We start from the raw sequence: 25,350 nt of genomic DNA, 5'->3' as shown, positions 1-25,350 counted from the left end.
CCGAAATGCGAATGAGGGAGCGTGGGACGCTCCCTCGGTTTGTTCCGCCAGCTTATGTGATCCGGTCAGGACCAAGGCAGCGAAAATGTCTTCACATTGGTGTAGCTCTTCATCGCCTCGATGACGCCTTCCTTGTAGCCATTGCCGCTGTCCTTGATGCCGCCGAAGGGCGACATCTCGATGCGGTAGCCCGGCACTTCCCAGATGTTCACCGTGCCGACCTGCAGGCCGGCGATGTATTTCTGCATGCGGGAAAACGAATTGGTGCAGACGCCCGACGACAGGCCGAAGGCGGTCGAGTTGGACAACGCGATCAGTGCTTCATCGTCATCCGGCGCGCGCACGATCGGGATGATCGGCCCGAACGTTTCTTCCATCACCAGTTCGGATGTGTGCGGCACGCGGTCGACGACGATTGGCGGCAGCAGCGCACCCTGACGACCCGGGTTGTAGAGAATCTCAGCCCCCTGCTCGGCCGCCATGTGGACGCGCGCTTCGAACAACGCCGCCGCCTTCTCGTGCACGACGGTGCCGAGATCGGTCGAGCGGTCCATCGGATCGCCGAAGCGGATCTTCTTCGCCCGCTCCAGCACCAGCGGCACGAAGCGGTCGGCGACGCTTTCCTGGACGAGGATGCGCTTGACCGCCGTGCAGCGCTGGCCGGAGTTTTTGGTCGCACCGGCGACCGCCAGATCGGCGGCCTTGGCCAGATCGTCATCGGAGAGATCGTTGAGGATGATCAGCGGATCGTTGCCGCCGAGTTCCAGCACCTGGCGCCTGTAACCGGCGGTGCGGGCGATCATCTTGCCGACCGGCACGCCGCCGGTGAAGGTGATCAAGTCGATATTCTCGTTGGTGATCATCTCGTTGCCGATGTCGACCGGCCAGCCGGTCACCACCGAAAGCATTTCCGGCGGCAGGCCGGCTTCATAAAGAATGTCGGCCAGCACCAACGCCGTCATCGGCGTCAGTTCGGTCGGCTTCACCACCACGCAATTGTTGGTGGCGATGGCCGGCGCCACCTTGTGCGAGACCATGTTGAGCGGATGGTTGAATGGCGTGATCGCCGAGATAGCCTTCAGCGGCTCGCGCGTGGTGAAGATCTTGCGCGCCTTGCCGTGCGGGGTGAGGTCGCAGGAGAAGATCTGGCCATCGTCCTGGATGCACATCTGCGCCGACAGCGTGAACACATCATAGGCGCGGCCGACTTCGTAGAGCGAGTCGGCCTTGGAGATACCGAGCTCGAGCGTGATCAGATCGGATATTTCTTCCCGGCGCGACGCCAGTGCTTCCGCCGTGCGGAACAGAATCTGCTGGCGCTCGTAGCGCGTCAGCTTCGACTTGTAGCCTGCAGCGATCTCGAACGCCTGGCGGGCGTGTTCGGCGCGGCCGGCGGGGACGATGCCGATGACGGTGTCGTTCCAGGGGTAACGCACCTCGACAACACCACCGGCATCGACCTTCTTGCCGGCAATGCGCATCGGCTCGTGGCGAACTTTGATGGCAGGGTCAAGCTTGGTCATGTGCTCTGCTCCGGCAGATTCTTGGGTACGTCGCGGCGAGGCGTCGACCCCCACTCCGGCCCTTCGGGCCACCTCTCCCCCGATCAACGGGGGAGAGGAAGGCCGCCAGGGCTAGCGGCGGCTTAGCCTAAAAGCGTGGTGGCGCCGACCTCGCCTGATTTCCTCTCCCCCGTCGATCGGGGGAGAGGTGTCGAGCGAAGCTCGACGGAGTGGGGGTCGACCAGCGCCATCATGGAGGCGACACCTACCGGCACCCGACCCATCCGTCACGCGAGCGCCGCGGCAAGCGTGGCGTAGTAGAAGGCGTCGAAGTTCCTCAGCGCCGGCTCATCAGGCAAATCGGGTAGCACGCGGTTGACGATGAACGGCACTTCCTGCTCGGTTAGCCCGCCATGCGAGCGCAACGGCTCGTTCAGCGCCGCCAGATCATGGCGATGTTCCGATGTGCCGATCGTCTTGTTCTCGGTCGAGACCAGCACGATGTCGCCGATGCGGTCAGCCGGCAGTTCGAAGCGCTCACAGGCCGTCCGGCTATCGACGACCAGCATGATGCCGTCAACCTTGGCCAGCCGCGCCATGATGCCCGCCTGGTCCGCGCCATCAGGCAAATAGGCGGTGGCGAAAGAGCCCAGCGCGCCATGGTGCACGACATAGGGGTCGGTGATCGGCAGGATGACGCGGGCGGCATCCTTGCCCAGCCATTCGTCAAGCAGGTCCTGGACGTAGACGACGTCGGGCGCACCGTCGGCCTTGTGCTTGGGCTTCATGCCATGGTCGGCGGTGACAACGATCGCGGCGCCCAGCGCATCGAGTTCGGTCAGGTACTTGTCGAACATCTCGTAGAAGGCGTTGGCCTGCGGCACGCCCGGTGCGTATTTGTGCTGCACATAGTCCGTCGTCGTCAGGTACATGATGTCGGGGCGGAATTCCCTCAGCAACTGGACGCCGGCGGCGAAGACGAATTCCGACAATTCGGCCGAATAGACTTCTGGCACAGGCAGGCCGAAATGCTTCGAGGCATTGTCGATGCCGTGCTCGCCAACCGTGGTCGTATCGGACTTCTCCGCCGAAAAGCACAGCGCGCGCCCTTCGTCGAAAGACAGACCCTTGCCGAGCAGCGCACGCAGCTTGTCTTTGGCGGTGACAACGGCAACCTTGGCGCCCGCATCATAGAAGGCCTGAAAAATGGTCGGCGCGCGCAGGAAGCGCGGGTCGTTCATCATCACTTCCTTGCCGGTCTCGCGCTCGTAGAGATAGTTGCCGCAAATGCCGTGCACCGAGGGCGGGCGACCGGTGGCGATCGACAAATTGTTGGGATTGGTAAAGCTCGGAATGACCGAGTGTGCGAAACGCACCGTGCCCTTCTCCTTGATCCTGACCAGGGCCGGCATCAGCCCGGCCTTGATCGCTTCATCGAGATAGGCCGGCTCGCAGCCGTCGAGGCAGATGGCGATCGCCGGCACGCGCGGCCAGGCGTAGGTGCGGCCGTTGACCGCGACGTTGATGGGAGACATCTGGTTCATCAAAAATCCTCGAAATCGGCCGCTTCAGGCGGCGAGTTTGGCGCGCTCGGCGATTGCCGCGGCGGGTGGAGCGGCGGTGTCGACGCCCATTTCATCAAGCGACTGCGCCGCCGCCTCGACGACGCGACGCATGACATGTTCGTCCATTTGGCCGATGCAGCCGACACGGAAGGAGTCCACGACCGTCAGCTTGCCGGGGTAGATGATGAAGCCCTTGTCCTTCATCAGTTCGTAGAAGCGATCGAAGGCGAAGTTGGCGTGGGCCGGGTTGAAGAAGGTGACGATGATCGGCGACAGCCAGCGGTCCTTGAGCAATGTCTCAAAGCCGAGTTCGCGCATGCCCGACACCATGACGTCGCGGTTCCTGGTGTAGCGGGCACCACGGCCGGCGACGCCGCCTTCAGCCTCATGCTGGCGCAGCGCCTCCAGGAAAGCGGCGACGACATGCGTCGGCGGCGTGTAGCGCCACTGGCCGGTCTTGTTCATGTGCGCCCACTGCGCGTGGACGTCGAGCGACAGGGAATGGCTGCGCCCCTTGGCTGCCTCGAGTTCGCTCTTGCGGGCGATGATGAAGCCGAAGCCGGGCACGCCCTCGATGCATTTATTGGCCGACGAGACCATCGCCTCATAGCGGATCTCGTTGACGTCGAGCGCGACGGCGCCGAACGCGCTCATGGAATCGACCAGCAGCTTGCGGCCCTTGGTGTGCACCGCCTCGGCGATCTCGGCGACCGGGTTCAAAATGCCGGAGCTGGTCTCGCAATGAATGGCGATGACGTGGGTGATGGCGTGGTCGGCTTCGAGCGCTGCCGCCACCTCGTCGCCGCGCGGCGGCAGGTAATCGCCCTTGTCGATCAGCGTATAGGCGCGGCCGAGATACTGCATGGTCTGTGCGGCGCGAAGGCCGTAGGCACCATTGGCCAGCACCAGAACCTTGCCATCCCTGGGCACGAACGACCCCAGCATCGCCTCGACGCAGAACGAGCCTGAGCCCTGCATCGGCACGCAGTCGAACTCGCCATTGGTGTCACCGGTCAGCGCCAGCAGGCGGCGGCGCATGTCTGATGTCATGGCGCGGAAGTCGCCGTCCCACGATCCCCAGTCGCGCAGCATCGCCTGCTTGACCGAATAGGCCGTGGTGAGCGGCCCGGGGGTCAACAGATAGGGCTCGCCCAGCGCCGGCCTGGTCAGCGGCTCCGCGGCAAATTTCGTTTCGGCGAGCATGATGTCCTCCGACAGGTCGCTGCTTTTTTGATCTGGCGCCATTGTTGGCTGAGGGCATATATTTGTAAAATCGTTATTTTGTATCGACGTATCGATTTCAGTGATGATCCGATACAGACAGCAGAAGCTGCATGGCGCTCGTGACAGCTTCGTGAAACCCGGCAGGCCCATTCCAAGACATAAACCGAATCGTTTGTTTCCGGCTTTTGCATAGCAGGGCTTATGATAGGCTGCTGGTAACCAGAGAGGCTCGGGAGCGAAGAAGATGCGCTATGTTCAGTTGCGGGCCTTTCATCAGGTGGCGATCTCCGGCGGCTTTTCGCGGGCGGCCGAAGCGCTGTTCCTGACCCAGCCGGCGATATCGGACCAGGTCCGCAAGCTCGAGGAAGAGTATGATGTCCTGCTGTTCAATCGTAACAAGAAGCAGGTCACGCTGACCCATTCCGGCCAGAAACTGCTCGAAATAACCCACCGCATGTTCGACACCGAGCAGCAGGCGTTGGAGCTTCTGACCGAGTCGCGCGCCCTGCGTTCCGGCACGCTGCGCATCGTCGCCGACGCCGCGCATCATCTGCTTCACATTCTCGGCAGCTTCCGCGCCCGCTATCCCGGAGTGCAGGTCTCGGTGCGTGCCGGAAACACCGAGACGGTGATCAGCAGCCTCTACAGCTACGATGCCGATATCGGCGTGCTGGGCGAGGTGCCCGCCGGACGCGACTTCGAAGTGCTGAAACTGAACTCGACGCCGATCATCGCCTTCACCTCGATCGACCATCCGCTGTCGGGGAAGAAATCGCTGACGCTCAAGCAGCTCGCACAGGAATCCCTGGTCATGCGCGAGCGCGGCTCGAAGACGCGCCAGAAGCTCGAAGACCTGGCCGCCGCGTCGAAGATCGAACTCAGGCCTGTGATCGAGGCAGAAGGCCGGGAAGCCGTGCGCGAAATCGTCGCCTCGGGCGCCGGTATCGGCTTTGTCTCGGCGGCCGAATTCGGCCAGGATTCGCGGCTCGTCCCAATCACCATCGACGCGCCCGAGACCTTGATGGACGAGGCGCTGATCTGCCTGCGCGAGCGCAGCGGCGGCAAACTGGTGCGCGCCTTTCTCGACATGGCGCGCTCTATGTCGACGGATTAAGCCGCGGCCCTGATCTCCATTGCATCAGCTTTCGCCCGCTCCGACTTCGGATCGTAGGGGCTGCGCAGATGCGCGGTAGCCGCATGGCGTACGCCGGCTAGATCGATCTCGAAATGGCCGCCGCTCAGGAACACAGCATCCACGCCGGTTTCGTTTTCGATCAAGCCGAGCGCCACTGACCGGCCAAGCGTATGGCCGTAGGCGGCCGAGCGAACCTCGCCGACCGGCTTGCCGTCGCGCAGGACCAACTCGCCGCCCCACAGCATCGGCTCGGTATCGTCGAGCGTAAGGAGCACGATACGCTTTGCCGGTGCCGACGACGACTTTGCCTCAACAAGCGCGTCATGGCCGATGAACCCACTCAGCTTGTCCATAGCAACGGCGAAGCCAAGCCCCGCCTGCCAGGGATTGATATCAGGCGTCAGTTCCCGACCCCAGGCTCGAAAACCTTTTTCGATGCGCAAGGCGTCGAGCGCGTAGTAGCCGGCGTCGGCCAAACCGAATTCGCGGCCGCCCTCATGCAACGCCTCGTAGACGCCGACGGCGAATTCGGCCGGCACGATCAGTTCCCAGCCGAGTTCGCCGACATAGGTCATGCGGTTGGCATAGACAGTGGCGTAGCCGATATCGATCTCGCGGATAGTGGCGAAGGGAAAGCCGGCGTTGGAAAGATCGGCCGACGACAGTTTGCCGAGGAGATCGCGCGAACGCGGCCCCATCAACGCCAGCACCGCATAGGCCGAGGTGACGTCGGTCAGGACGGCATGCGCATCCGGCGGAATGTTCTTGACGATCCAGTCGGCGTCGTGGACCGCCTGGGCGGAACCGGTAACGATGAGGAATTTTTCCGCGCCAAGCCGCATCACGGTGAGATCGCTTTCGTAACCGCCGCGCGCATTGAGCACGCCGGTGTAGACCGACGTGCCGACCGGCACATCGATGTCGCCGGCGCAGATGCGGTTCAACACGGCACAGGCATCGCGGCCCTGGACAAGAAGCTTGGCGAAGGAGGTCTGGTCGAAGATGGCGACGGCTTCGCGCGTCGCCTTCATCTCGCGCCGCACGGCCTCGTGCCAGTTCTGGCGACCGAAGGCATAGTCGTTCCCGGCTTTCTCTCCCGGCGCCGCGAACCAGTTGGCACGCTCCCAGCCCATCTTGGAACCGAAGCAGGCGCCCTTGGCGGCGAGCCGATCATAGAGCGGCGAGCGGCGGAACGGCCGCGCGGTATCCAATTCGCGGTTCGGCCACGGCATGGCGTAATGCAGGCCGAGCGTCTCCTTGACGCGGTCATGCAGCCAGCGCGGATTGTTGTTGAAAGCGGCGAAGCGCCTGATGTCGACCGGCCACAAATCCATGGTCGGCGCGCCGTTGACGATCCATTCGGCCAGTGCCTTGCCGGCGCCACCGGCACTGGCAATGCCCATCGAATTGAAGCCGGCGCCGACATAGAAATTCTTCAACTCCGGCGCCTCGCCGAGGAGGAAATTGTTGTCCGGCGTGAAGCTTTCGGGTCCGTTGTAGAATTTCTTGACTTCGGCCCGCGCCAGTTGCGGCACGCGCACCAGCGCGTTTTCCATCAGGATCTCGAACTGGTCCCAGTCGTCGGGCAGCAGCGCGAATTCGAAATTTTCGGGAATGCCGTTCATGCCCCACGGCTTGGCGTGCGGCTCGAAGCCACCCATCACCAGACCGCCGACCTCCTCCTTGAAGTAGATGAAGCCATCGGGGTCGCGCATCACGGGCAGGTCCGGATGCACACCCTCGATCCGGCCGGTGACGATGTACATGTGCTCGGCCGAATGCAGCGGCACCGAGACGCCGCACATCAGCCCGACCTTGCGGGCCCATTGGCCGGCGCAGTTGACGACGATCTCGGCGGCGATGTCGCCGCGGTCCGTCTCGACGCCGCAGGCGACGCCGTTTTTCACCGTGATGCCGGTGACCTGCACCCGCTCGAAGATTTTGACGCCACCATTGCGCGCGCCCTTGGCCAGCGATTGCGTGAGATCGGTGGGATTGGCCTTGCCGTCTCCGGGCAGCCAGACGGCGCCGACCAGATCGTCTGTCGCCATCACCGGCCAGAGCTCGGCTGCCTCGCGAGGCGAGATGACGTCGATCTCGACCCCTTGGGCACGCGCCGACGCGGCCGTGCGCTTCAACACCGCCATGCGGTCGGTGGTGCGCGCGACGGATAGCGAACCGCAGTTCTTCCAGCCGGTGGCGAGGCCGGTCTCGGCCTCCAGTTCGCTGTAGAGCTGCGTGGAGTACCGGATCAGGCTGGTCATGTTGGAATGGCTGCGCAGTTGACCGACAAGACCGGCCGCGTGCCAGGTGGTGCCGCCGCTGAGCTGTCCCTGCTCAAGCAGCACCACATCGCTCCAGCCCAGCTTGGTCAGATGATAGGCGACCGAGCAGCCGATGATGCCGCCGCCGACAATGACAATTCGAGCCTGGGTGGGAAATTCATGTGCCATGAGCGTTCCGCCATTTGAGGGATAGCCGAGACATTACCATGGGAAAACCAAATATCAACTCATAATATCACAAAATATCACATCAAGCTGCAACGATGAGTTCAGGCCCCCTGTGCGAAAGCGCCTCGGCAAGCGCGAATTCGGGGTCGGTGTCGACGATTACCCCAGCGGCACGTTCGAAATTCGGAATTCTGAGCGGCGTCAGCTTGCCGAATTTGCTGCTGTCGAGCACGAAATAGGCCTTGCCGGCGAGGCTGATCATCCGGCCCCGCTGTTCGGCCCCGGCGCGGGTGAAATCGGTCACCTCGCCGACCGGAGACAGCGCTCCGCCACCCAGAAAGGCCATATCGACGCGAAAGCGCGCCATCGCATCGAGCGTGTCGATGCCGGAAGCCGCCTCCTCGCCCGGGTCGACTTCGCCGCCCAGCATGTGCACGCGCATGCCGGGAACATGGCATAGGTGCAGCGCTATCTTCAGGCTGGCCGTGCAGATCGTCAGATCGCGCAGTTCCGTCATTGCATGCGCGATGGCCAAAGTGGTGGTGCCGGAATCGAGAAAGACCACCATGCCATCCCGGACCAGCCCGGCGGCCGCCCTGCCGATCGCGGCCTTGCCTTGGGCATTTTCCTGGCTGCGCTGGCTCATCGCGGGTTCGCTCGGTTCGAAGCGGGCGGCCCCGCCATGCACGATGCCGAGCCTGCCCTGGTCGGAAAGCAGCTTCAAATCGCGGCGGATGGTTTCGCGCGAGACGTCGAAGAACCCAGCCAGTTCGGCGACGCTAACGGAACCCTGGGCGCCCAGCCGCCGCAGGATCTCGTCATGGCGGCGCGGGGCAAGGGCACGTGCCGGCAGGCGGCTGACGGGAGACATGGCATCCTCGTGTCAAGCATTGATGTTGCAATATGTGGCAGCGAACCGGCGCGGTGGCAACCACGCGCCACGATTGCGGGCTGCCCCTTTCCCTCGGGCTTAGGATTTTCGCGCCAGCCCGCCGCCCTCCGTCGCCTTGACCAGCGTGTCGCTTCCCTCGCGAAGATGCTGTCTCAGAACGCTCACCGCCTTCTTGCCGTCGCGCCGGCGGCAGGCGGCCAGCAGATCGCGGTGTTCGCTCCGCGAGCGGGTGCGATAATCCGGATTCGACATCTCGAGCAGAAGAGTGGGTCCGCCCGGCATGGTCCGGGCGGAGAAATCAGTCAATCCACCTTTACGGCGACCACCGCGGCGCAGTCGCCGGCCTTGACTAAGCCAGGGAAATGCCGCGCCGCCAGCATGCCCGACATTTTGGCCCGGATTTCCTGCGGCGCGACGCCGGTGCGGCCGGTGGAATGGATGCGAGCCACCACCGCGCCCTCCTCGACAGGTTCGCCGAGATCGACCATGGTCTCGATCATGCCGTCATCCTCGGCGAAGCAGAAGCAATCGCCCGAGGGCATGTCCAGCCACTGCGTTATGCCCGTCTCGGCCGCCCCGGCGACGATACCCTCATGACGCAGCACGTTGAGGATGCCGCGCCGCGCGATCCGCACCGTCTCGGCTCGCGACGTGCCGCCACCGCCGAGCTCGGTGGTGACGAAGACCTTGCCCATCTCTTCGGCCGCCGTGTCATACATGCCGATCGCATCGATCTCGGTCATGCGCATCGAGAATGGTGCCGAGAATGCCGCCACCGCGGCAAAGGCTGTCTGCTCCAGCGCCTTGTCGGGCAAAGTGTGGGCGGCGCAGAACGGCACGAAATCCAGCGTTCTGCCGCCGGAATGGAAGTCGAAGACGATGTCGGCGCGGGGAAGCAGCTCGCGTTGGAAATAATCGGCGATCTTCTGCGTCACCGTGCCGTCGGGCCGGCCGGGGAAACTGCGGTTCATGTTGCCCTTGTCGATCGGCGAGGTGCGCGTGCCGGCCCGGAAAGCGGGATAGTTCATCGCCGGCACGATGATGACCGTGCCGCTGACCTGGGTGGGATCGAGCGTGCGGGCGAGTTCGTAGAGCGCCAGCGGCCCTTCATACTCGTCGCCATGATTGCCGCCGGTCAGCAGCGCCGCCGGCCCCTTGCCGTTGCGGATGACGCAGATCGGGATCATCACCGAGCCCCAGGCCGAGTCGTCGCGGCTATAGGGCAGGCGCAGGAAACCATGCTGGACGCCGTCACGATCGAAATCGACGGTCGGCGTGACCGGCGACGGGCGAAGACTGGACATCGGGCTCAATCCTTCACCACCAGCTTGCGCGGCACGTTGGCCAGGCACTCCACACCGGTTTCGGTGATCAGGATGGATTCAGTGATCTCCAGCCCCATCGTCTCCAGCCACAGGCCGGTCATGAAATGGAAGGTCATGCCGGGCTTGAGTTCGGTGCGATCGCCGGGGCGCAGGCTCATCGTGCGCTCGCCCCAGTCCGGTGGATAGGAAAGCCCGATCGAATAGCCGGTGCGGTTGTCCTTGACGATGCCGTATTTCTTCAACACGGCGAAGAAGGCATTGGCGATGTCCTCGCAGGCATTACCCGGCTTTGCCGCGGCAAGGCCAGCTTCCATGCCTTCCAGCGTTGCCTTCTCGGCATCGAGGAATTCCTGCGTCGGCTTGCCGAGGAAAACGGTGCGCGACAGCGGGCAATGGTACCTGTTGTAGCAGCCGGCGATCTCGAAGAAAGTGCCCTCGCCCGACTTCATCGGCTTATCGTCCCAGGTCAGGTGCGGCGCCGAGGCGTCGACGCCCGAGGGCAGCAGCGGCACGATCGCGGGGTAGTCACCGCCAATGCCGTCGACGCCGCGCGTGCCGGCATCGTAGATCTCGGCGACGAGATCGTTCTTGCGCATGCCGACTTCGATCTTGTCGACGATGCGCTGGTGCATCGCCTCGACGATACGGGCGGCCTTGCGCATATAGTCGATCTCGGTTGGGCTCTTCACCGCGCGCTGCCAGTTGACCAGCGCGGTGGCGTCGACGAAACGGGCGTTGGGCATATGCTTTTGCAGCGAGGCGAAGGCGGCGGCGGAGAACCAGTAATTGTCCATCTCGACGCCGACGGTGTGCTTGCCCCAGCCGCGATCGGTCAGCACACCCGATAGGAAATCCATCGGGTGGCGCTCGGTCGACTGCACATAGTGATCGGCATAGCCGACGATGTTGTCATGTGCGAGGTAGGCGGTGCGCTTGGCGCCGTTCGCGTCCTGGCCACGGCCGTACCAGACCGGCTCGCCCGATGGCGGCACGATGACCGCCTGGTGGACGTAGAAGGACCAGCCGTCGTAGCCGGTCAGCCAGGCCATGTTGGAGGGATCGCTGACGATCAAAAGATCGACGCCTTTCGCCTCCATGGCTTTCCGCGTCTTGGCGAGGCGTTCCGCATATTCGCTTCGCGAGAATTTCAGGTTCGGCTGCATTTTGTTGGTCCTCGTTTGTTGGGGCTGGAGCCCGTTTCAACTCGTTGAATCTGGCTCCAGGGAATTTTTTGATTGAGCATGATCTGCGGGGGAAAACCGGTTGCCATTTTCCGGATCATGCTCCTGCGGCCGGCGTCAGCTTTCAAAGATCGTTCCGGCTTTCGCGGCCAGCGCACGGTCGCGGGCGAGTGTGGCGATCGCCGTATCCTGCACGCCCGTGCCCGTCAGATCGGCGATGGTGATGTCGCTGGCCGAGCGCCGGCCATGCCTCGCGCCGGCGATGATCTGGCCGAGCTCGGTCACCTCCGCGTCTCCAGCCATCACGCCCGCCGCGATGGCATGGTGCAATTCGCCCAGGCGCCGCGTCTGTTTCGCGCTGTCGGCGACATAGAGATCGGCCATGCGCAGGATCGCCGGCGCTATCTCGTTCTTGTGCTCGGCGTCCGAACCCATGGCGGTGATGTGCTGGCCGGCCGAGACAAACCCTGCCTTGATCAGTGGTTCGGTCGACGGGGTGGTCGTGACGACGATGTCGGCACCGGCAACAGCGTTGGCTGCGTCAGTCTCGGCGCGCACGTCAATGCCGAGCCTTTCGCGTAAGGTGGCCGCGGTCACTTCGGCCTTGGCGGCATCGCGCGCCCAGATGCGGGCCTGCGTGATCGGCCGCACCAGCATCAGCGCTTGCAGTTGCAGCCCAGCCTGCACGCCGGCGCCGAAGATCGAGGCGACCGACGAGTCCGGCCGCGACAGATGCTTGGCCGCGACGGCTCCCGCAGCAGCGGTGCGAACATCGGTGAGATAGCCGTTGTCGAGCAGCAAAGCCTCGACCAACCCTGTCTTCGACGACAGCAGCACCATCATGCCGTTGACGCTGGGCAGGCCAAGTTTGGGATTGTCGAAGAAGCCGGGGCTGATCTTGATGGCGAAGCCATCGATACCAGGCACATAGGCGGTCTTGACGTCAACCTCGCCGCGATGCTGCGGGATATCGAGCCGCAGGATCGGCGGCATCGCCACCGGCAGCGTGGCGAGCGCACGAAAAGCGTTCTCGACACAGGCGACGGCGTCGAGATCGAGCGTCACGATTGCGCGCAGTTCAGCTTCGGTGAGGATGGTCATCCTGCTCATGCGGCGCGCTCCGAAATCGATGGCATTTCCCCGCAGACAATCTTCCTGTGCAGTTGCATGTCGATGTTGCGGCCGGAAAGCAGAACCACCACCGGCCCCTCCGCCTTGACCTTGCCGGCGAGCAGCGCCGCGATGCCTACCGCACCGGCTCCCTCGACGATCTCGCGTTCCTGTTCATAGGCGTGGCGAATGCCGGCAGCGATTTCGTCCTCGCTGAGCAGGACGACATCGTCGAGCAGGTCGCGGCACATGGCGAAGGTCAGCCGGTTGTCGAGGCCGATGCCGCCGCCGAGCGAATCCGCCAGCGTCGGCAGTTCCTCGACCAGCACGGGGCGGCCCGCATCGAGGCTGGCCTTCATCGCGGCGCCCCGCGCCATCGAAACGCCGACGACTCTTGTTCCGGGACGGACACCCTTGACGGCCGCCGCTACGCCCGAGGCCAACCCGCCTCCGGAGAGTTGCACCAGCACCAGAGCGGCATCCGGGACCTGCTCCATCATCTCCAGCCCGAGCGTGCCTTGCCCGGCGATGATATGGGGATGGTCGAAGGGCGGCAGCATGACAAGCCCCTCCTCCGTCACCAGCCGCTCGACCTCCTGCTGGGCATCGTCCTGGCTGTTGCCGACGATACGGATTTCCGCGCCGAGGCGGCGGATTTCGTCCAGCTTATTCCTGGGTACCAGTCGAGACATGCAGATCACAGCACGCATGCCCTCGAGCTTTGCCGCATGCGCAAGCGCACGGCCATGATTGCCGGTCGATGCCGCGACGACGCCGCGCGCCTTCTCCCCTGCGCTGAGCGAAGCGACGGCGTTGGAAGCGCCGCGCAGCTTGAAGCTGCCGGTGGTCTGGCGGTGCTCGAGCTTGAGTTGAACCGGGACGCCCAGCCCTTCGGAGAGACTTGCCGAAAGCACGATCGACGTGCGCTCGATCTTGCCGGCAATTCGCTCGCGCGCGGCACGGATATCGCCAAGGGTCACGGTCGCCATGGTCGTCAACCGCGCGGCAAGGGCAGCGTCATCAGACGGCCGAATTCGGGATGGGCTGTCTCATCACCGCAAAGGCGCAGACAATTCCAGGCGGTCGCCTGATTGCTGGTCACCACCGGGCGGCCGATCGCCTGTTCCATGCCAGTGACCGCCAGCGCGCCGCGCAGCGCCGTGCACGACACGAACAGCGCGTCGGCTTGCGGATGCATCGCCCGGCGCGCGAGATCGATGAGGGCTGCCGGGGCAATGCGCGCCATCTCGCGGTCGTCCTCGAAGCCGAGACAGGTGAAGCTTAGGACTTCGAAGCCACGTTCGGCGAAATAGGTCGCCATCGGTCTGGAGGTTTCCACGGTATAGGGCGTGAGGATGCTGATCCGGCGCACGCCGAAGGCGTTCAGCCCGCGCACGCCAGCCATCGGAGGAGTGACAACGGGTATACCTGACTTGGCGGCCTGGATCGCCGTCTCGATCTCGCGATCGCCAATCACCACCGAGGCCGACGTGCAGGAGTAGCAGATGGCGTCGAGCGGCTCGTCGGGCAGGATCAAGGCAGCGCCCGCCGTCAGCGCCGGCTGCATCTTGCGCAGGTTCTCAGGCGTCGTCGGGTTGGCGTAGGGAATGCGCGCGACATAGACGCCGATCCGTTCGCTCGCCACCATGCGGCGAAAATCCGGCTCGGTCGTGTGGTCGGTGGCCAGGATGATCAGCCCGACACGGCGTTCCAGCGGACGCTCATCGAGCGCTGGCCGGTCGGGCACAAGCTTGATCTCGGACAAGAGCTTCATCTTTTATCTTTCGATCTTGCCGTAGCGGCGTTCCAGCCAGCGCAGCAGCACGACCGAAATCAGGCTGATGGCGAGGAAGAAGGCGCCGACCAGCGTGATCGGCTCAAGGTAGCGATAATAGGTGTTGGCGACGCTTTTCGCCTGGTTCATCAGCTCCAGCACTGTGATCGCCGAGAGCAGCGGCGTCTCCTTGAACATGGCGATGAAATAGTTGGCCAGCGCCGGGATCATCGGCGGAATAGCCTGCGGGATGATGATGTGGGACCAGGTCTGCCGCGCGCTGAGATTGCACGCCTTGGCGGCTTCCCACTGACCACGCGGCACATTGTCGATGCCGGCCCGGTAGACCTCCGCCGTGTAGGTGCCGTAGTGCAGGCCAAGTCCGATGACGCCGGCGACCAGCGGCGGCAAGAGAATGCCGATGTCGGGCAAGACGTAGAAAATGAAATAGAGCTGCACCAGGAGCGGTGTGCCGCGGATGAATTCGGCTACCCAACCGACGGCGCGCGACAGCGCCTTGTTGGGCGAGCGGCGCGCCAGCGCGATGCCCAGACCGACGATCGCGGCCAGCACCGAGCCGAGCAGCGTCGCCAGGATGGTGATCTTCACCCCCTGGATCAGGGTCGGCAGGATCTGCCGGACAAAGTCCCAGTCCCAATCCATCAGCGGACCCAATTCATCAGGAATGCTCTGGGCATCAGACGCGCACTCCATCGAGGCCGCGCGCCATGCGGCGTTCCAGCGAGCGCACACCCCACGAGATGAGCAGCGCCAGGATGAAATAGATGATGAGGATGGTGGTGAACGGCACCATGGTGTTGCCGGTCTGGGCGCGCACCACCTGTGCCTGGAACGTCAGGTCGGCGAGCGAGATCAGCGAGACCACCGATGTCGCCTTGAGCAGCTCGATGGCGTTGTTGCCGAAGGTCGGCAGCATCACCAGAAACGCCTGCGGCAGGATGACGTGTCGCATGCCTTGCCAACGGCCGAGATTGAGCGCGACGCAGGCCTCATGCTGTTCGCGGCCGATCGACTGCACGGCGCCGCGCACCACCTCGGCTGCATAGGCGCCCACATTCAAGCCTAGCGCCAACACACCGGCCTGCAGCGGGGTCAGTTCGAAACCCACCAGCGGCAACACGAAATAGGCGAAGAACAGCTGCACGAAGATCGAGGTGCCGCGGAAGAACTCGATATAGGCCGTGGCCAGGGCCCGCAGCACGAAGAAGCGCGACAGGCGCCCCATGCCGGCGAGAAAGGCCATGATCAGGGCGAGCACCGACCCCATCAGCGTCAGCTCGATGGTGACAAGCGCTCCCTGCAATATCAGGCCGAAATAGCCGGACCACTGGGTCATAGAGTTGAAGTTTCCAACGTTGGTTTCAGCTTCCTTCTCCCCGTTTATGGGGAGAAGATGCCGGCAGGCAGATGAGGGGCAGCGCTAGCTTGTCCAAACATGGCGCCGCCCCTCATCCGTCACTTCGTGACACCTTCTCCCCGTGAACGGGGAGAAGGCAAGAAAGACGCCCTTATTTCGCCGCGCAGAGCTTATCGCGCGTGGTCGACATAGCCGCCGCCGCCGAGAAGCCGTAGGGCTCGATGATCTTTGCGAACTCACCCGACTTCTTCATCTTGGCGAGTTCGACGTCGAAGGCGTCGCGCAACGCCTCGTCACCCTTCTTGAAGGCGGCGCCGTCGCAATAGACCGGCGCGCCCTGCACCGGGGCGATGACTTCGAGGTTCGGATCGGCGGCCTTCTTCATCAGGTCGTTGATCGAAAGCACAGGCAGCGAATAGGCGTCGATGCGGCCGTCCTGCACCATCTTCAGGCCGCTCTGGCCGTCCGGCACGACGATGACGCGTTCGCGTGGCACGCCGGCGTTGAGCGCAAGCTTCTCCTCGGTGCCGCCGCCCGGCGCGCCGATGGTGGCGGACGTGTCCTTGGCGACATCCTCGTAGCTCTTGAAGTGTTTCGGATTGCCCTTCTTCACCAGCATCGCCTCGGCGTCGCACAGAACCGGCTCGGAATAGGCAACCGCGGCGCAACGCTCCGGCTTCATGAACAGGCCGGCGGTGACGACGTCGAAGCGGCCGGCCTGCAGGCCGGGAATCATGGCGCCATATTCCGAGATCGAGGCGGCGACATCGGCAACGCCCAGCCGCTTGAATATCTCGCGCGCGACGTCGGGCGCGGCACCCGAAACCTTGCCGTCGGCGGCGACAGCCGTATAGGGCGGCTCATTGGCGATGGCCAAGCGAGCGAAGCCTTGCGACTTCAGCTGTTCGAGCTTGCTGTCGTCGGCCGAACCCGGGATCGAGGCGGCCAGAACCGCCGAAAGCGCGAGACCGGCGACGCCGGCCAGAGTGCCAAGTTTCTTCATTGTTCCCAACTCCTTGTTCTTGTCTTGGTTTGCGTGATCTTAGGACGGCTCAACCGCCCATGGGGACGGCATTGCCGCCTTTGGCATGCGGTCAGACACGATGTCCGGCCGCGATGATCTTCTTCAGGAACCCTTGCGTGCGCTCCTGCTTGGGATTGCGGAAAATCTCGTCGGGCTTGCCTTCCTCGACTATTCTGCCGCGATCGAAGAACAGCACCCGGTCGGCGAAGTCGTGGGCGAAACCCATCTCGTGGGTGACCAGCAGCATGGTCATGTCGGTCTCGGCGCAGAGCCGCCACAAGACACTGAGCACCTCCTCGACCAGTTCCGGGTCGAGCGCCGACGTCACCTCATCGAACAGCATGATCTTCGGCTGCAAAGCAAGCGCACGGGCGATCGCCACGCGCTGCTTCTGACCGCCTGACAACTGCGCCGGCATCGCCTTCGCCTTGTCGGCCATGCCGACCATCTCGAGCAGTTCCATCGCCCGCTTCTGCGCCGCGGCGCGCGGCGTGCCCTTGGTCAGCATCGGCGCTAGGGTCACATTGTCGATGACGCTCTTGTGCGGAAACAGGTTGAACAGCTGGAAGACCATGCCGGTCTTCTGGCGCATTCGCGCCAGGTGGCGCTCGTCAGCCGGCAGCAGCTGGCCGTTGCGCTCCATGTGGTAGAGTTGCTCACCGTCGATCTGGATGTGACCGCCGTCGATGCGCTCCAGCGTCATCAGGATGCGCAAGATCGTCGTCTTGCCCGAGCCGGAGGGGCCGATCAGCGCCAGCTTCTCACGCGGCATGACCTGCATCGACAGGCCGTCCAGAACCTTGAAGCTGCCAAAGCTCTTCGAGATGCTGTCGATCTTGATGATGGGCGCGGTTGCGGACAAATGAATTTCCCCGTGCTGGAGAAGCCTGGTGCCCTAACGATGCGGAACGCGCCAAATCATGTCAATTGGGAAAATAATATCATGACAATTATTCTGATTGCGCACATTTGCCGGTCAATCCCAGCCGGCTTTTTGGACATGCCTTTGTCAGAACGCCTTGGTGTATTGGGCGGCATGCTCAGATTGCAAGCAGCAGATGCTCCGGATCGCCAAGCAAGAGCTTGGTGACAACGCCGAGACCCGCGCGCAGTTCCCCCTCGGTGGTCGAACCCAGCGAAATGCGCACCGCCGGATGCCAGGGCGTATCCGAAATACGGAAGGAGGTGCCCGGCGCAATGGCCACGCCTTGCAGCCGAGCCTGGGCGACAAAGCTTTCCTCGGAACGGTCGGCCGGCAGTTGCAGCCAGATATGCAACCCGTCGCGACGGGCACGGTAGTTGACGCCGGCCAGCACCTCGCCCGCGATGTCCTGTCGCCGCCGCAACGCCGCGCGCTGCCAGCGCACTAGCTCCATCGCGGTGCCGTCGGTCACCCATTTGGTGGCGATCTCGGCCACCAGCGGTGTCGCCATCCAGTTCGAGACGAGATGCCGGTTAGCGACGGCGGCAACGTAGCGATCGGGCGCGGCGAGATAGCCGATGCGCAGGCCGGGCACGGTGATCTTGGTGAGGGAGGTGACGTAGAGCGTCCGTTCCGGCGCGAAAGCGGCGACCGGCGGCGGTCGATCCTCGACCAAGGGACCCAGCACGTCGTTCTCGATGATGGCGATGTCGTGCTTGCGCGCCACCGCCGCGATCTGCTCGCGACGCTCCGCATCCATGAGCGTTGCCGTGGGATTGATTACCGAAGGCTGCACGAAGACGGCGCGGATGTCGGACAGCCGGCAGGCTTCGTCCAGCGCTTCCGGAATCAGGCCATTGCCATCGATCGGCAGGCCTTGAAGATTGAAGCCGAGATAGCGCGCCAGCGGCACCAGCGTATGATGACCGATCGCCTCGGTGGCAACGGTGGAGCCGGGCGGCGCCACGCTCATCAGCGCCACCGTCATGCCGGCGGTGGCGCCATTGGTGAGGCTGATATTCTGCGCGGAGGCGTCCAGTCCGCACAGCTTCAGCCATTCGACCGCCACGGCACGGTGGCGCGGGAACACCATATTTGGCCGGAACGACAGTGCCGAACTCGACGGCAGGTTTTCGGCGAGCCAGCCCAGCGCCTGCTTCATCCGCTCCAGGTGCATCGGCTCGCAGACCGGCTTCAGGATCGACAGGTCGATGACTTCGCCCAGGCGCTCCGGCAGATAAGGCGGCTCCGGTTCGCGGCGCTGCGTCTGCACAAAGCTGCCGCGGCCGATCTCGCCCGAAATCAGGCCGCGCCGGATCAGTTCCTCATAGGCACGGCTGACCGTCTGCACTGAAAGCTTGAGGTCGTCGGCCAGGCGGCGGTGGGTCGGCAACCGCGCGCCGTTGGCGAGGCGGCCGTCGTGGATGGCGCGTGCGAACTGGTCGGCCAACGATTGATAGGCCGGCCGCCGGATGAGCGCGGGATCTGGGTGCCACAATGTCATGACTTATTAGAGATCGAAATCAGTGCAATTGACAATCGAAATAATGCGCCGTCATGGTACGATCGACGAAAAAGTAGGCGCTGATGACTGCTGCGAAACTCGACGCGATCGACCTCAAAATCCTCGACGCCATCCAGCGTGATGGACGCATCACCAAGCTGGCGTTGGCCGAGCAGGTCGGGCTGTCGCCGACGCCGTGCTGGATGCGGCTGCGCAAGCTGGAAAAGGCCGGCATCGTCTCGGGTTATCATGCCCGGATCGCCATGCGCGTTGTGGCGCCAGTCGCCACCGTGCTGATGGAGGTAACGCTGGCCAGCCATCGCCAGGCCGATTTCGACCGCTTCGAGCGCGTCGTGCGCGACATTCCCGAGATCGTCGCCTGCTGGTCGGTGGGCGGCGGCGTCGACTATGTGCTGAAGGTGATGGCGCGCGACATCGACGCCTATCAGCGGCTGGTCGACGGCTTGCTCGATCGCGAGATCGGCATCGACCGCTACTTCACCTACATCGTCACCAAGACGGTGAAGGATGACATCGCGCTGCCGATAGCGGACCTGCTGCCGGCGTCGACCTAGACCGGAGAGATCGACTGCCCCCTCGCCGCAATAGAGAGACTCTCTCTACGGCCAGGCGTCCAAACAGCCTCTCTGTCTGCCGGTGATGGGTAGTCTCCCCGCATCAAACCGAACCGGGAGGCTTCGACCATGTCCGCGCATTTCGCCCGCTCGCATCGCCACGAAGCGCTCGACCGGCTCGCCGACCGCCGGCTGCTGCGCGAACTCGCCTATATCGACGGCCACTGGACGGCAAGCGAGGCGGCCGAGAGTTTCGAGGTCACCGATCCCGCGACCGGCACCACCGTGGCCTTCGTCGCAGCGCTCGATGCCGGCCAGACGACAAAAGCCATCGACGCCGCCGCGCGCGCCTTTCCGGGCTGGCGGGCGCTGCTGCCGCAGGAGCGCTCCAAAATCCTGCGAAAATGGTTCGAGCTGATCATCGCGGCGAAAGACGACCTCGCTTTGCTGATGACGCTTGAGCAGGGCAAACCGCTCAAGGAGTCGCTTGGCGAAATCGACTACGCCGCCTCTTTCATCGAGTGGTATGCCGAGGAAGCAAAACGCCTCAACGCCGAGAGCGTCACCAGCCATCTGCCGAACGCGGAAATGATGGTGCGGCGCGAACCACTCGGCGTCGTCGGCGTGGTCACGCCGTGGAATTTTCCTTCGGCGATGCTGACCCGCAAGGCAGCCGCCGCTCTTGCCGCCGGCTGCACCATCGTTGCCCATCCGTCTTCTGAGACGCCACTTTCGGCGCTGGCGCTGGCCGAACTCAGCGAACGCGCCGGACTGCCGGCCGGCGTTTTCAACATCGTCACCGGCAAGGCCGCGACGATCGTTGGACGCATGTGCGAAGATTCGCGCGTGCGCGCCATGAGTTTTACCGGCTCGACCGAGATCGGCCGGCTGATCGCGGCACAGAGCGCGCCGACGATGAAGCGGCTGGTGATGGAGCTTGGTGGTCACGCGCCGCTGATCGTCTTTGCCGATGCCGATCTCGACAAAGCGGTGACCATTGCCATCGACGCCAAATTCGCCACATCAGGCCAGGACTGCCTTGCGGCCAACCGCATCTATGTCCAGCGTCCGCTCTATGACCGCTTCTGCGCCGCTTTCGCCAAGCGCGTCGAGGCGCTGCGGGCCGGCAATGGCTTGGCCGATGACATCGACATCGGGCCGCTGATGCATGAGCGGGCCGTCAAGAAGGTCGAGGAACAGGTCGCCGACGCGGTGGTTCTCGGCGCGCGTTGCCTCGCCGGCGGCAGGCGCCATCAGGCCGGACCGCTCTTCTACCAGCCGACGCTGCTGGCCGATGTCGCCGACGACGCGCTGATCATGCGCGAAGAGACCTTTGGTCCGGTCGCCGCCGTCACGCCTTTCGACAGCGAGGACGAAGTCATCGCCCGCGCCAATGCGACCGAATATGGCCTGGTCGCCTATGTGGTGACCGAGAACGGCGCGCGCCAGCAGCGCATGGGCCGCGCGCTCGACTACGGCATGGTCGCCATCAACCGTGTGAAGATCACCGGCGCGCCGATCCCGTTCGGTGGCGTCAAGCAGTCCGGCATCGGCCGCGAAGGTTCGCGCCACGGGCTAGAAGCTTTCACCGACCTCAAATACCTTTGCCTGGATGTGGCGTAGGCTCGCACCCGGATCTCTTTCAAGGAGTTAAAAATGCTCGACCAATCCAACGAACTCGCCGCATGGGATCGCGACCATTTCTTCCATCCCTCAACGCATATGGGCACCCACGCACGCGGTGAATCGCCGACGCGGATCATGGCCGGCGGTGAAGGCGTCACCGTCTGGGACAACAATGGCAGGAAGAGCATCGATGCCTTCGCCGGCCTCTATTGCGTCAATGTCGGCTATGGCCGCCAGAAGATATCAGATGCCATCGCGACCCAGGCGAAGAACCTGGCCTATTACCACGCCTATGTCGGGCACGGCACCGAGGCGTCGATCACGCTCGCCAAGATGATCATCGACCGCGCGCCGAAGGGCATGTCGAGGGTCTATTTCGGCCTCTCCGGTTCCGACGCCAACGAAACCAACATCAAGCTGATCTGGTACTACAACAATGTGCTGGGGCGGCCGGAGAAGAAGAAGATCATCTCGCGCTGGCGCGGCTATCACGGCTCGGGCGTCATGACGGGCTCGCTGACCGGGCTGGACCTCTTCCACAATGCCTTCGACCTGCCGCGCGCGCCGATCCTGCACACCGAGGCGCCCTACTATTTCCGCCGCGCCGACCGCTCGATGAGCGAGGAGCAGTTCTCGCAGCATTGCGCCGACAAGCTCGAGGAGATGATCCTCGCCGAAGGGCCCGAAACCGTCGCCGCCTTCATCGGCGAGCCGATCCTCGGCACCGGCGGCATCGTGCCGCCGCCCGCCGGCTATTGGGAAAAGATCCAGGCGGTGCTGAAGAAGTATGATGTGCTCCTGGTCGCCGACGAGGTGGTGACGGGCTTCGGCCGGCTGGGCACCATGTTCGGCTCCGACCATTACGGCATGAAGCCCGACCTTATCACCATCGCCAAGGGCCTGACCTCGGCCTATGCGCCGCTGTCGGGCGTCATCGTGGCCGACAAGATGTGGCAGGTGCTGGTGCAAGGCTCCGACAAGCTCGGCTCGCTCGGCCATGGCTGGACCTATTCGGCGCATCCGATCTGCGTTGCCGCCGGCGTCGCCAATCTCGAACTGATCGATGAGATGGACCTGGTGCGGAATGCCGGCGAGACCGGCGCTTATTTCCGTGCCGAACTGGCCAAGGCCGTCGGGGGTCACAAACACGTCGGTGAGGTGCGCGGCGACGGCATGCTGGCGGCAGTGGAATTCGTCAAAGACCGTGACGACCGTGTCTTCTTCGATGCTTCGCTGAAGATCGGGCCGCAAATTGCCACGGCCCTTGCCGCGAGCGGCGTCATCGGCCGCGCCATGCCGCAGGGCGACATTCTTGGCTTCGCGCCGCCGCTGTGCCTGACCCGCGAGGAAGCCGACATCGTGGTGGCCAAGACCGCCGATGCCGTGACCAGCGTATTTGCCAATCTCTGAGACGACCGATGAATGCCATGACCAAAACCGTCCCCGCCACCATGGCCGCCGTGCTGCTCACCGGGCACGGCGGACCGGAAAAGCTCGTCTACCGAACCGATGTGAAAGTGCCCGCGCCTGCGTCAGGTGAAGTGCTGGTGAAAGTCACCGCTTGCGGCATGAACAATACCGATGTCTGGGTGCGCCAGGGCGCCTATGGCACGGAAGAGGACGCGGCCGCCGTTTCGACTTGGCGCCGCCAGGGCAACACGCTGACCTTCCCGCGCATCCAGGGCACCGACACTGTCGGCACCATCGTTGCCGTCGGCGAAGGCGTTTCGTCGGATCGAATCGGCGAACGGGTGATGGTCGATTTCTCCATCTACAACCGCGACGACGATTCCCTGGCCGACATCGACTATATGGGCCATGGCCGCGACGGCGGCTATGCCGAGTATCAGACCGTGCCGGCCGAGAACGCGCATGTTGTCGACACCATTTTGAGCGACGTCGAACTCGCCACCTTCTGCTGCGCCTACCTCACCGGCGAACAGATGCTGGAACGGGCCAAGCTCAAGGCAGGCGAGCGGGTGCTGGTCACCGGCGCGTCGGGCGGCGTCGGCTCCGGCATCGTGCAACTGGCGCGGGCGCGCGGCGCCATTCCCTATGCCGTCGTCGGCAAGGGCAAGGAACAGGCGGTGCTCGACATCGGCGCCGAGGCGGTCGTCACCCGTGGCGTCGCGGACCTGCCGCAAGCCGTGAGCGAGGCGACCGGCGGCCAGCCGATCGATGTGGTCGCCGATCTCGTTGGCGGCGCGATCTTCAACGATCTGCTGCGCGTCCTGAGGCCGGAGGGCCGCTACACCACGGCCGGCGCGATCGCCGGCCCGGTCGTCCAGCTCGATCTCAGGACCATGTATCTGAAACAGTTGCAGCTGCACGGATCGAGCCAGGGCACGCGCTCCGATTTCCGCCGCATCGTTCGCTATATCGAAGAGGGCAAGATCCGGCCGCTTATCGGCGGCGTCTACAAACTCTCCGATTTCCACCGCGCACAAGCCGATTTCGTCGCCAAGGATTTCGTCGGCAAGCTGGTGGTGGTGCCCGACGCCGTCGCGAAGTGACCTGCCGAAACCTGCATTTCGCCTGAAGCTCCCCTCGCCTGCTGCCGCCACAATCGGAATGGCTTGCAGACCAGCCGGTAAGCCGCCACAAACGGCGACGCCCGCCGCGCCGTCGGCCCGGGCATACGGTCACGGATACAGGCGAGACATGACAGCCCGAATGATACTGCTCGACGCCAAGCCGCTTGGCATCGAGGATGTCGCCGAGATCGCGCGGCGCAATGCGCGGCTGATGTTGGGCGAGGAGGCGATGCGCCGCATCCGGGCGAGCCGCGCGCTCATCGAGCAGCTGACGCAACTCGGCAAGCCGATGTACGGCGTCACCACCGGCCTCGGCGCCTGCGTCGACACGCCGCTCGCGCAGGCCGATCTGATCGCCTTCCAACACAGCGTGCCGCTCAGCCACAGCATGGGCATCGGCCCGGCCCTTCCGACCGAGGCGGTCCGCGCGCTGATGGCCGCGCGCATTTCGGGCATGGCCGCCGGCGGCACCGGCGCTTCCGAACGCGTGGTGATGGGCCTTGTGGCGGCACTCAACGCCGGCGTCCATCCGGTGATCCCGACCTGGGGATCGATCGGAGCGGCGGACCTTGCCCATCTCGGCCACATGGCGCGAGCGCTGCGCGGCGACGGCGAGACGGAGTTCCAGGGCAGGATCATGCCGTCGGCCGAGGCGCTCGCGCTCGCCCGGCTCGAACCGCTCGACCTGCGCGAGAAGGATGGCCATGCCATCATCGTCGCCAACAGCCTGTCGACCGGCACGGCGTGCCTCTGCCTGGAGGATGTCGCCCACCTCATCGACTGGTCGCTGGCCGCGGTGGCGCTCAACCACGAAGCGTTCCGCTCGTCACTCACCGCCATCGATGAAGCTGCGCTGTCGGCGCGACCGGCGTTCGGCCAGCGGGAGATCGGGGCGCGACTGCGGGCGGAGTTCGCTGGAAGCGGGCTCTGGAAGGAGAACGCCGCGCGGCGGCTCCAGGATCCGCTCAGCTATCGCTGCGTGCCGCAGGTGTGGGGCGGCCTGTTGCATGCGTTCGAACAGGCAAAGCTGGCAACGGAGATCGAACTGGCCCATTCCGGCGACAACCCGGTGATCCTACCCGAGGACGGACGCGTCGTCTCGAACGGAAATTTCGACCTCACCGCGATGACGCTGGCCTGGGAGCAGCTCGGCCAAGCGCTTGCGCATTGCGCCGTGGGTACCGCCAATCGCTGCATGAAGCTGATGTCGCCGACGGTGGCGGAACTCCCGCGCTTCCTGTCGGCCAGGGGCGGCAGCCGTCAGGGCTACGCCGAATTGCAGAAACCGCTTGCCGCGCTGGAGGCCGAGATCCGGCATCTGGCCAACCCGATATCGCTCAGCCCGCTTGCCGTATCGGACGGGATCGAGAACCAGTCGTCGATGGCACCACGGGTGGTGGCCAAGACCGCCGAGATTGTCGAACGCCTGCGCTATCTCGTTGCGATGGAGCTGATCTTCGCGGCGACGGGCGTGGAGTTGCGCGGCGTCGTCGACAGCATGGGCGAAGGACCACGGCGCACCTATGCCGCCGTGCGTGCGCTCGTCAGCCCGCTCGACGATGACCGCGAGATGAGCGCGGACATGACGCGGGTCGCCCGGATGGTGGCGGGTCCCCGAGACTGAGT

At 64.3% G+C, this 25,350-nt stretch carries 22 protein-coding genes; 6 read left to right on the top strand and 16 right to left on the bottom strand.

Annotated elements, in window-relative coordinates:
- Positions 1-65: 65 nt before the first annotated feature.
- The 3 genes from phnY to FJ943_RS20785 form a co-directional block, all read right to left on the bottom strand.
- Positions 66-1,523 (bottom strand): phosphonoacetaldehyde dehydrogenase, encoded by a 1,458-nt coding sequence (gene phnY, locus FJ943_RS20795; RefSeq protein WP_140724391.1) that lies wholly within the window; start codon positions 1,521-1,523, stop codon positions 66-68.
- A 266-nt stretch (positions 1,524-1,789) separates the two neighbouring features.
- Positions 1,790-3,046 (bottom strand): phosphonoacetate hydrolase, encoded by a 1,257-nt coding sequence (phnA, locus tag FJ943_RS20790; protein WP_140724388.1) that lies wholly within the window; start codon positions 3,044-3,046, stop codon positions 1,790-1,792.
- Positions 3,047-3,070: 24 nt separating this feature from the next.
- The gene (locus tag FJ943_RS20785) at positions 3,071-4,270 is read right to left on the bottom strand and encodes a 2-aminoethylphosphonate--pyruvate transaminase (RefSeq protein WP_140724386.1); all 1,200 of its coding nucleotides are present in this window, start codon (positions 4,268-4,270) and stop codon (positions 3,071-3,073) included.
- Between the two features lie 265 nt (positions 4,271-4,535).
- On the opposite strand from FJ943_RS20785, the gene FJ943_RS20780 reads away from it, so the two are divergent.
- The gene (locus FJ943_RS20780; protein WP_140724383.1) at positions 4,536-5,405 is read left to right on the top strand and encodes a LysR substrate-binding domain-containing protein; all 870 of its coding nucleotides are present in this window, start codon (positions 4,536-4,538) and stop codon (positions 5,403-5,405) included.
- Here the strand turns inward: FJ943_RS20780 and FJ943_RS20775 are convergent.
- From FJ943_RS20775 to FJ943_RS20715, 13 genes are all read right to left on the bottom strand, one after another.
- Positions 5,402-7,879: an FAD-dependent oxidoreductase gene (locus FJ943_RS20775; RefSeq protein WP_140724380.1), complete on the bottom strand. Its 2,478-nt coding sequence runs from the start codon at positions 7,877-7,879 to the stop codon at positions 5,402-5,404. The genes FJ943_RS20780 and FJ943_RS20775 overlap by 4 nt on opposite strands.
- A gap of 82 nt (positions 7,880-7,961) precedes the next feature.
- Complete coding sequence (locus FJ943_RS20770; protein ID WP_041163907.1) at positions 7,962-8,750, bottom strand: DeoR/GlpR family DNA-binding transcription regulator; 789 nt, start codon at positions 8,748-8,750, stop codon at positions 7,962-7,964.
- Positions 8,751-8,849: 99 nt separating this feature from the next.
- On the bottom strand, positions 8,850-9,077 hold the full coding sequence (locus FJ943_RS20765) for an FCD domain-containing protein (protein WP_246671912.1): 228 nt from the start codon (positions 9,075-9,077) through the stop codon (positions 8,850-8,852).
- A complete protein-coding gene (doeB, locus tag FJ943_RS20760; RefSeq protein WP_140724378.1) occupies positions 9,074-10,075 on the bottom strand; it encodes a N(2)-acetyl-L-2,4-diaminobutanoate deacetylase DoeB in 1,002 nt (333 codons plus the stop codon). Before doeB ends, FJ943_RS20765 begins: the two co-directional genes overlap by 4 nt.
- Positions 10,076-10,080: 5 nt before the next feature.
- Positions 10,081-11,259, bottom strand: a complete 1,179-nt coding sequence (gene doeA / locus FJ943_RS20755) for an ectoine hydrolase DoeA (protein WP_140724375.1) — start codon at positions 11,257-11,259, stop codon at positions 10,081-10,083.
- A 135-nt stretch (positions 11,260-11,394) separates the two neighbouring features.
- Positions 11,395-12,387, bottom strand: coding sequence for an ectoine utilization protein EutC (gene eutC, locus FJ943_RS20750; RefSeq protein ID WP_140724372.1), 993 nt, complete (start codon positions 12,385-12,387; stop codon positions 11,395-11,397).
- Entirely contained in the window at positions 12,384-13,376 is a 993-nt protein-coding gene (eutB, locus tag FJ943_RS20745) for a hydroxyectoine utilization dehydratase EutB (protein ID WP_140724369.1), read from the bottom strand. Before eutB ends, eutC begins: the two co-directional genes overlap by 4 nt.
- Before the next feature lie 5 nt (positions 13,377-13,381).
- Positions 13,382-14,161 carry an ectoine utilization protein EutA gene (gene eutA, locus FJ943_RS20740; protein ID WP_140724366.1) on the bottom strand — a complete coding sequence of 260 codons (780 nt, stop codon included), beginning with the start codon at positions 14,159-14,161 and terminating at the stop codon, positions 13,382-13,384.
- 3 nt (positions 14,162-14,164) lie between these two features.
- The gene (gene ehuD / locus FJ943_RS20735) at positions 14,165-14,824 is read right to left on the bottom strand and encodes an ectoine/hydroxyectoine ABC transporter permease subunit EhuD (RefSeq protein WP_140724363.1); all 660 of its coding nucleotides are present in this window, start codon (positions 14,822-14,824) and stop codon (positions 14,165-14,167) included.
- A gap of 34 nt (positions 14,825-14,858) precedes the next feature.
- Positions 14,859-15,518 carry an ectoine/hydroxyectoine ABC transporter permease subunit EhuC gene (ehuC, locus tag FJ943_RS20730; RefSeq protein WP_015319078.1) on the bottom strand — a complete coding sequence of 220 codons (660 nt, stop codon included), beginning with the start codon at positions 15,516-15,518 and terminating at the stop codon, positions 14,859-14,861.
- 172 nt (positions 15,519-15,690) lie between these two features.
- A complete protein-coding gene (gene ehuB, locus FJ943_RS20725) occupies positions 15,691-16,542 on the bottom strand; it encodes an ectoine/hydroxyectoine ABC transporter substrate-binding protein EhuB (RefSeq protein WP_140724360.1) in 852 nt (283 codons plus the stop codon).
- Between the two features lie 91 nt (positions 16,543-16,633).
- Complete coding sequence (ehuA, locus tag FJ943_RS20720) at positions 16,634-17,425, bottom strand: ectoine/hydroxyectoine ABC transporter ATP-binding protein EhuA (protein WP_015319080.1); 792 nt, start codon at positions 17,423-17,425, stop codon at positions 16,634-16,636.
- 178 nt (positions 17,426-17,603) lie between these two features.
- Entirely contained in the window at positions 17,604-18,989 is a 1,386-nt protein-coding gene (locus FJ943_RS20715; RefSeq protein WP_140724357.1) for a PLP-dependent aminotransferase family protein, read from the bottom strand.
- 83 nt (positions 18,990-19,072) lie between these two features.
- Here FJ943_RS20715 and FJ943_RS20710 point away from each other — a divergent pair, with 83 nt between their 5' ends.
- From FJ943_RS20710 to hutH, 5 genes are all read left to right on the top strand, one after another.
- Positions 19,073-19,564, top strand: coding sequence for an Lrp/AsnC family transcriptional regulator (locus FJ943_RS20710; RefSeq protein ID WP_140724354.1), 492 nt, complete (start codon positions 19,073-19,075; stop codon positions 19,562-19,564).
- Positions 19,565-19,693: 129 nt separating this feature from the next.
- Complete coding sequence (locus FJ943_RS20705) at positions 19,694-21,187, top strand: NAD-dependent succinate-semialdehyde dehydrogenase (RefSeq protein ID WP_140724351.1); 1,494 nt, start codon at positions 19,694-19,696, stop codon at positions 21,185-21,187.
- Positions 21,188-21,220: 33 nt separating this feature from the next.
- Positions 21,221-22,600, top strand: coding sequence for an aspartate aminotransferase family protein (locus FJ943_RS20700; RefSeq protein ID WP_140724348.1), 1,380 nt, complete (start codon positions 21,221-21,223; stop codon positions 22,598-22,600).
- Positions 22,601-22,608: 8 nt separating this feature from the next.
- Positions 22,609-23,703 carry an alcohol dehydrogenase family protein gene (locus FJ943_RS20695; protein WP_140724345.1) on the top strand — a complete coding sequence of 365 codons (1,095 nt, stop codon included), beginning with the start codon at positions 22,609-22,611 and terminating at the stop codon, positions 23,701-23,703.
- Positions 23,704-23,851: 148 nt separating this feature from the next.
- Positions 23,852-25,348, top strand: a complete 1,497-nt coding sequence (gene hutH / locus FJ943_RS20690; protein WP_140724342.1) for a histidine ammonia-lyase — start codon at positions 23,852-23,854, stop codon at positions 25,346-25,348.
- Positions 25,349-25,350: the final 2 nt, after the last annotated feature.

It is taken from the genome of Mesorhizobium sp. B2-3-10, assembly GCF_006442275.1.
Lineage (GTDB): Bacteria > Pseudomonadota > Alphaproteobacteria > Rhizobiales > Rhizobiaceae > Mesorhizobium > Mesorhizobium australicum.
Note: the sequence above shows the minus strand (reverse complement) of the source record. Positions and strands in the feature narration are given on the sequence as shown.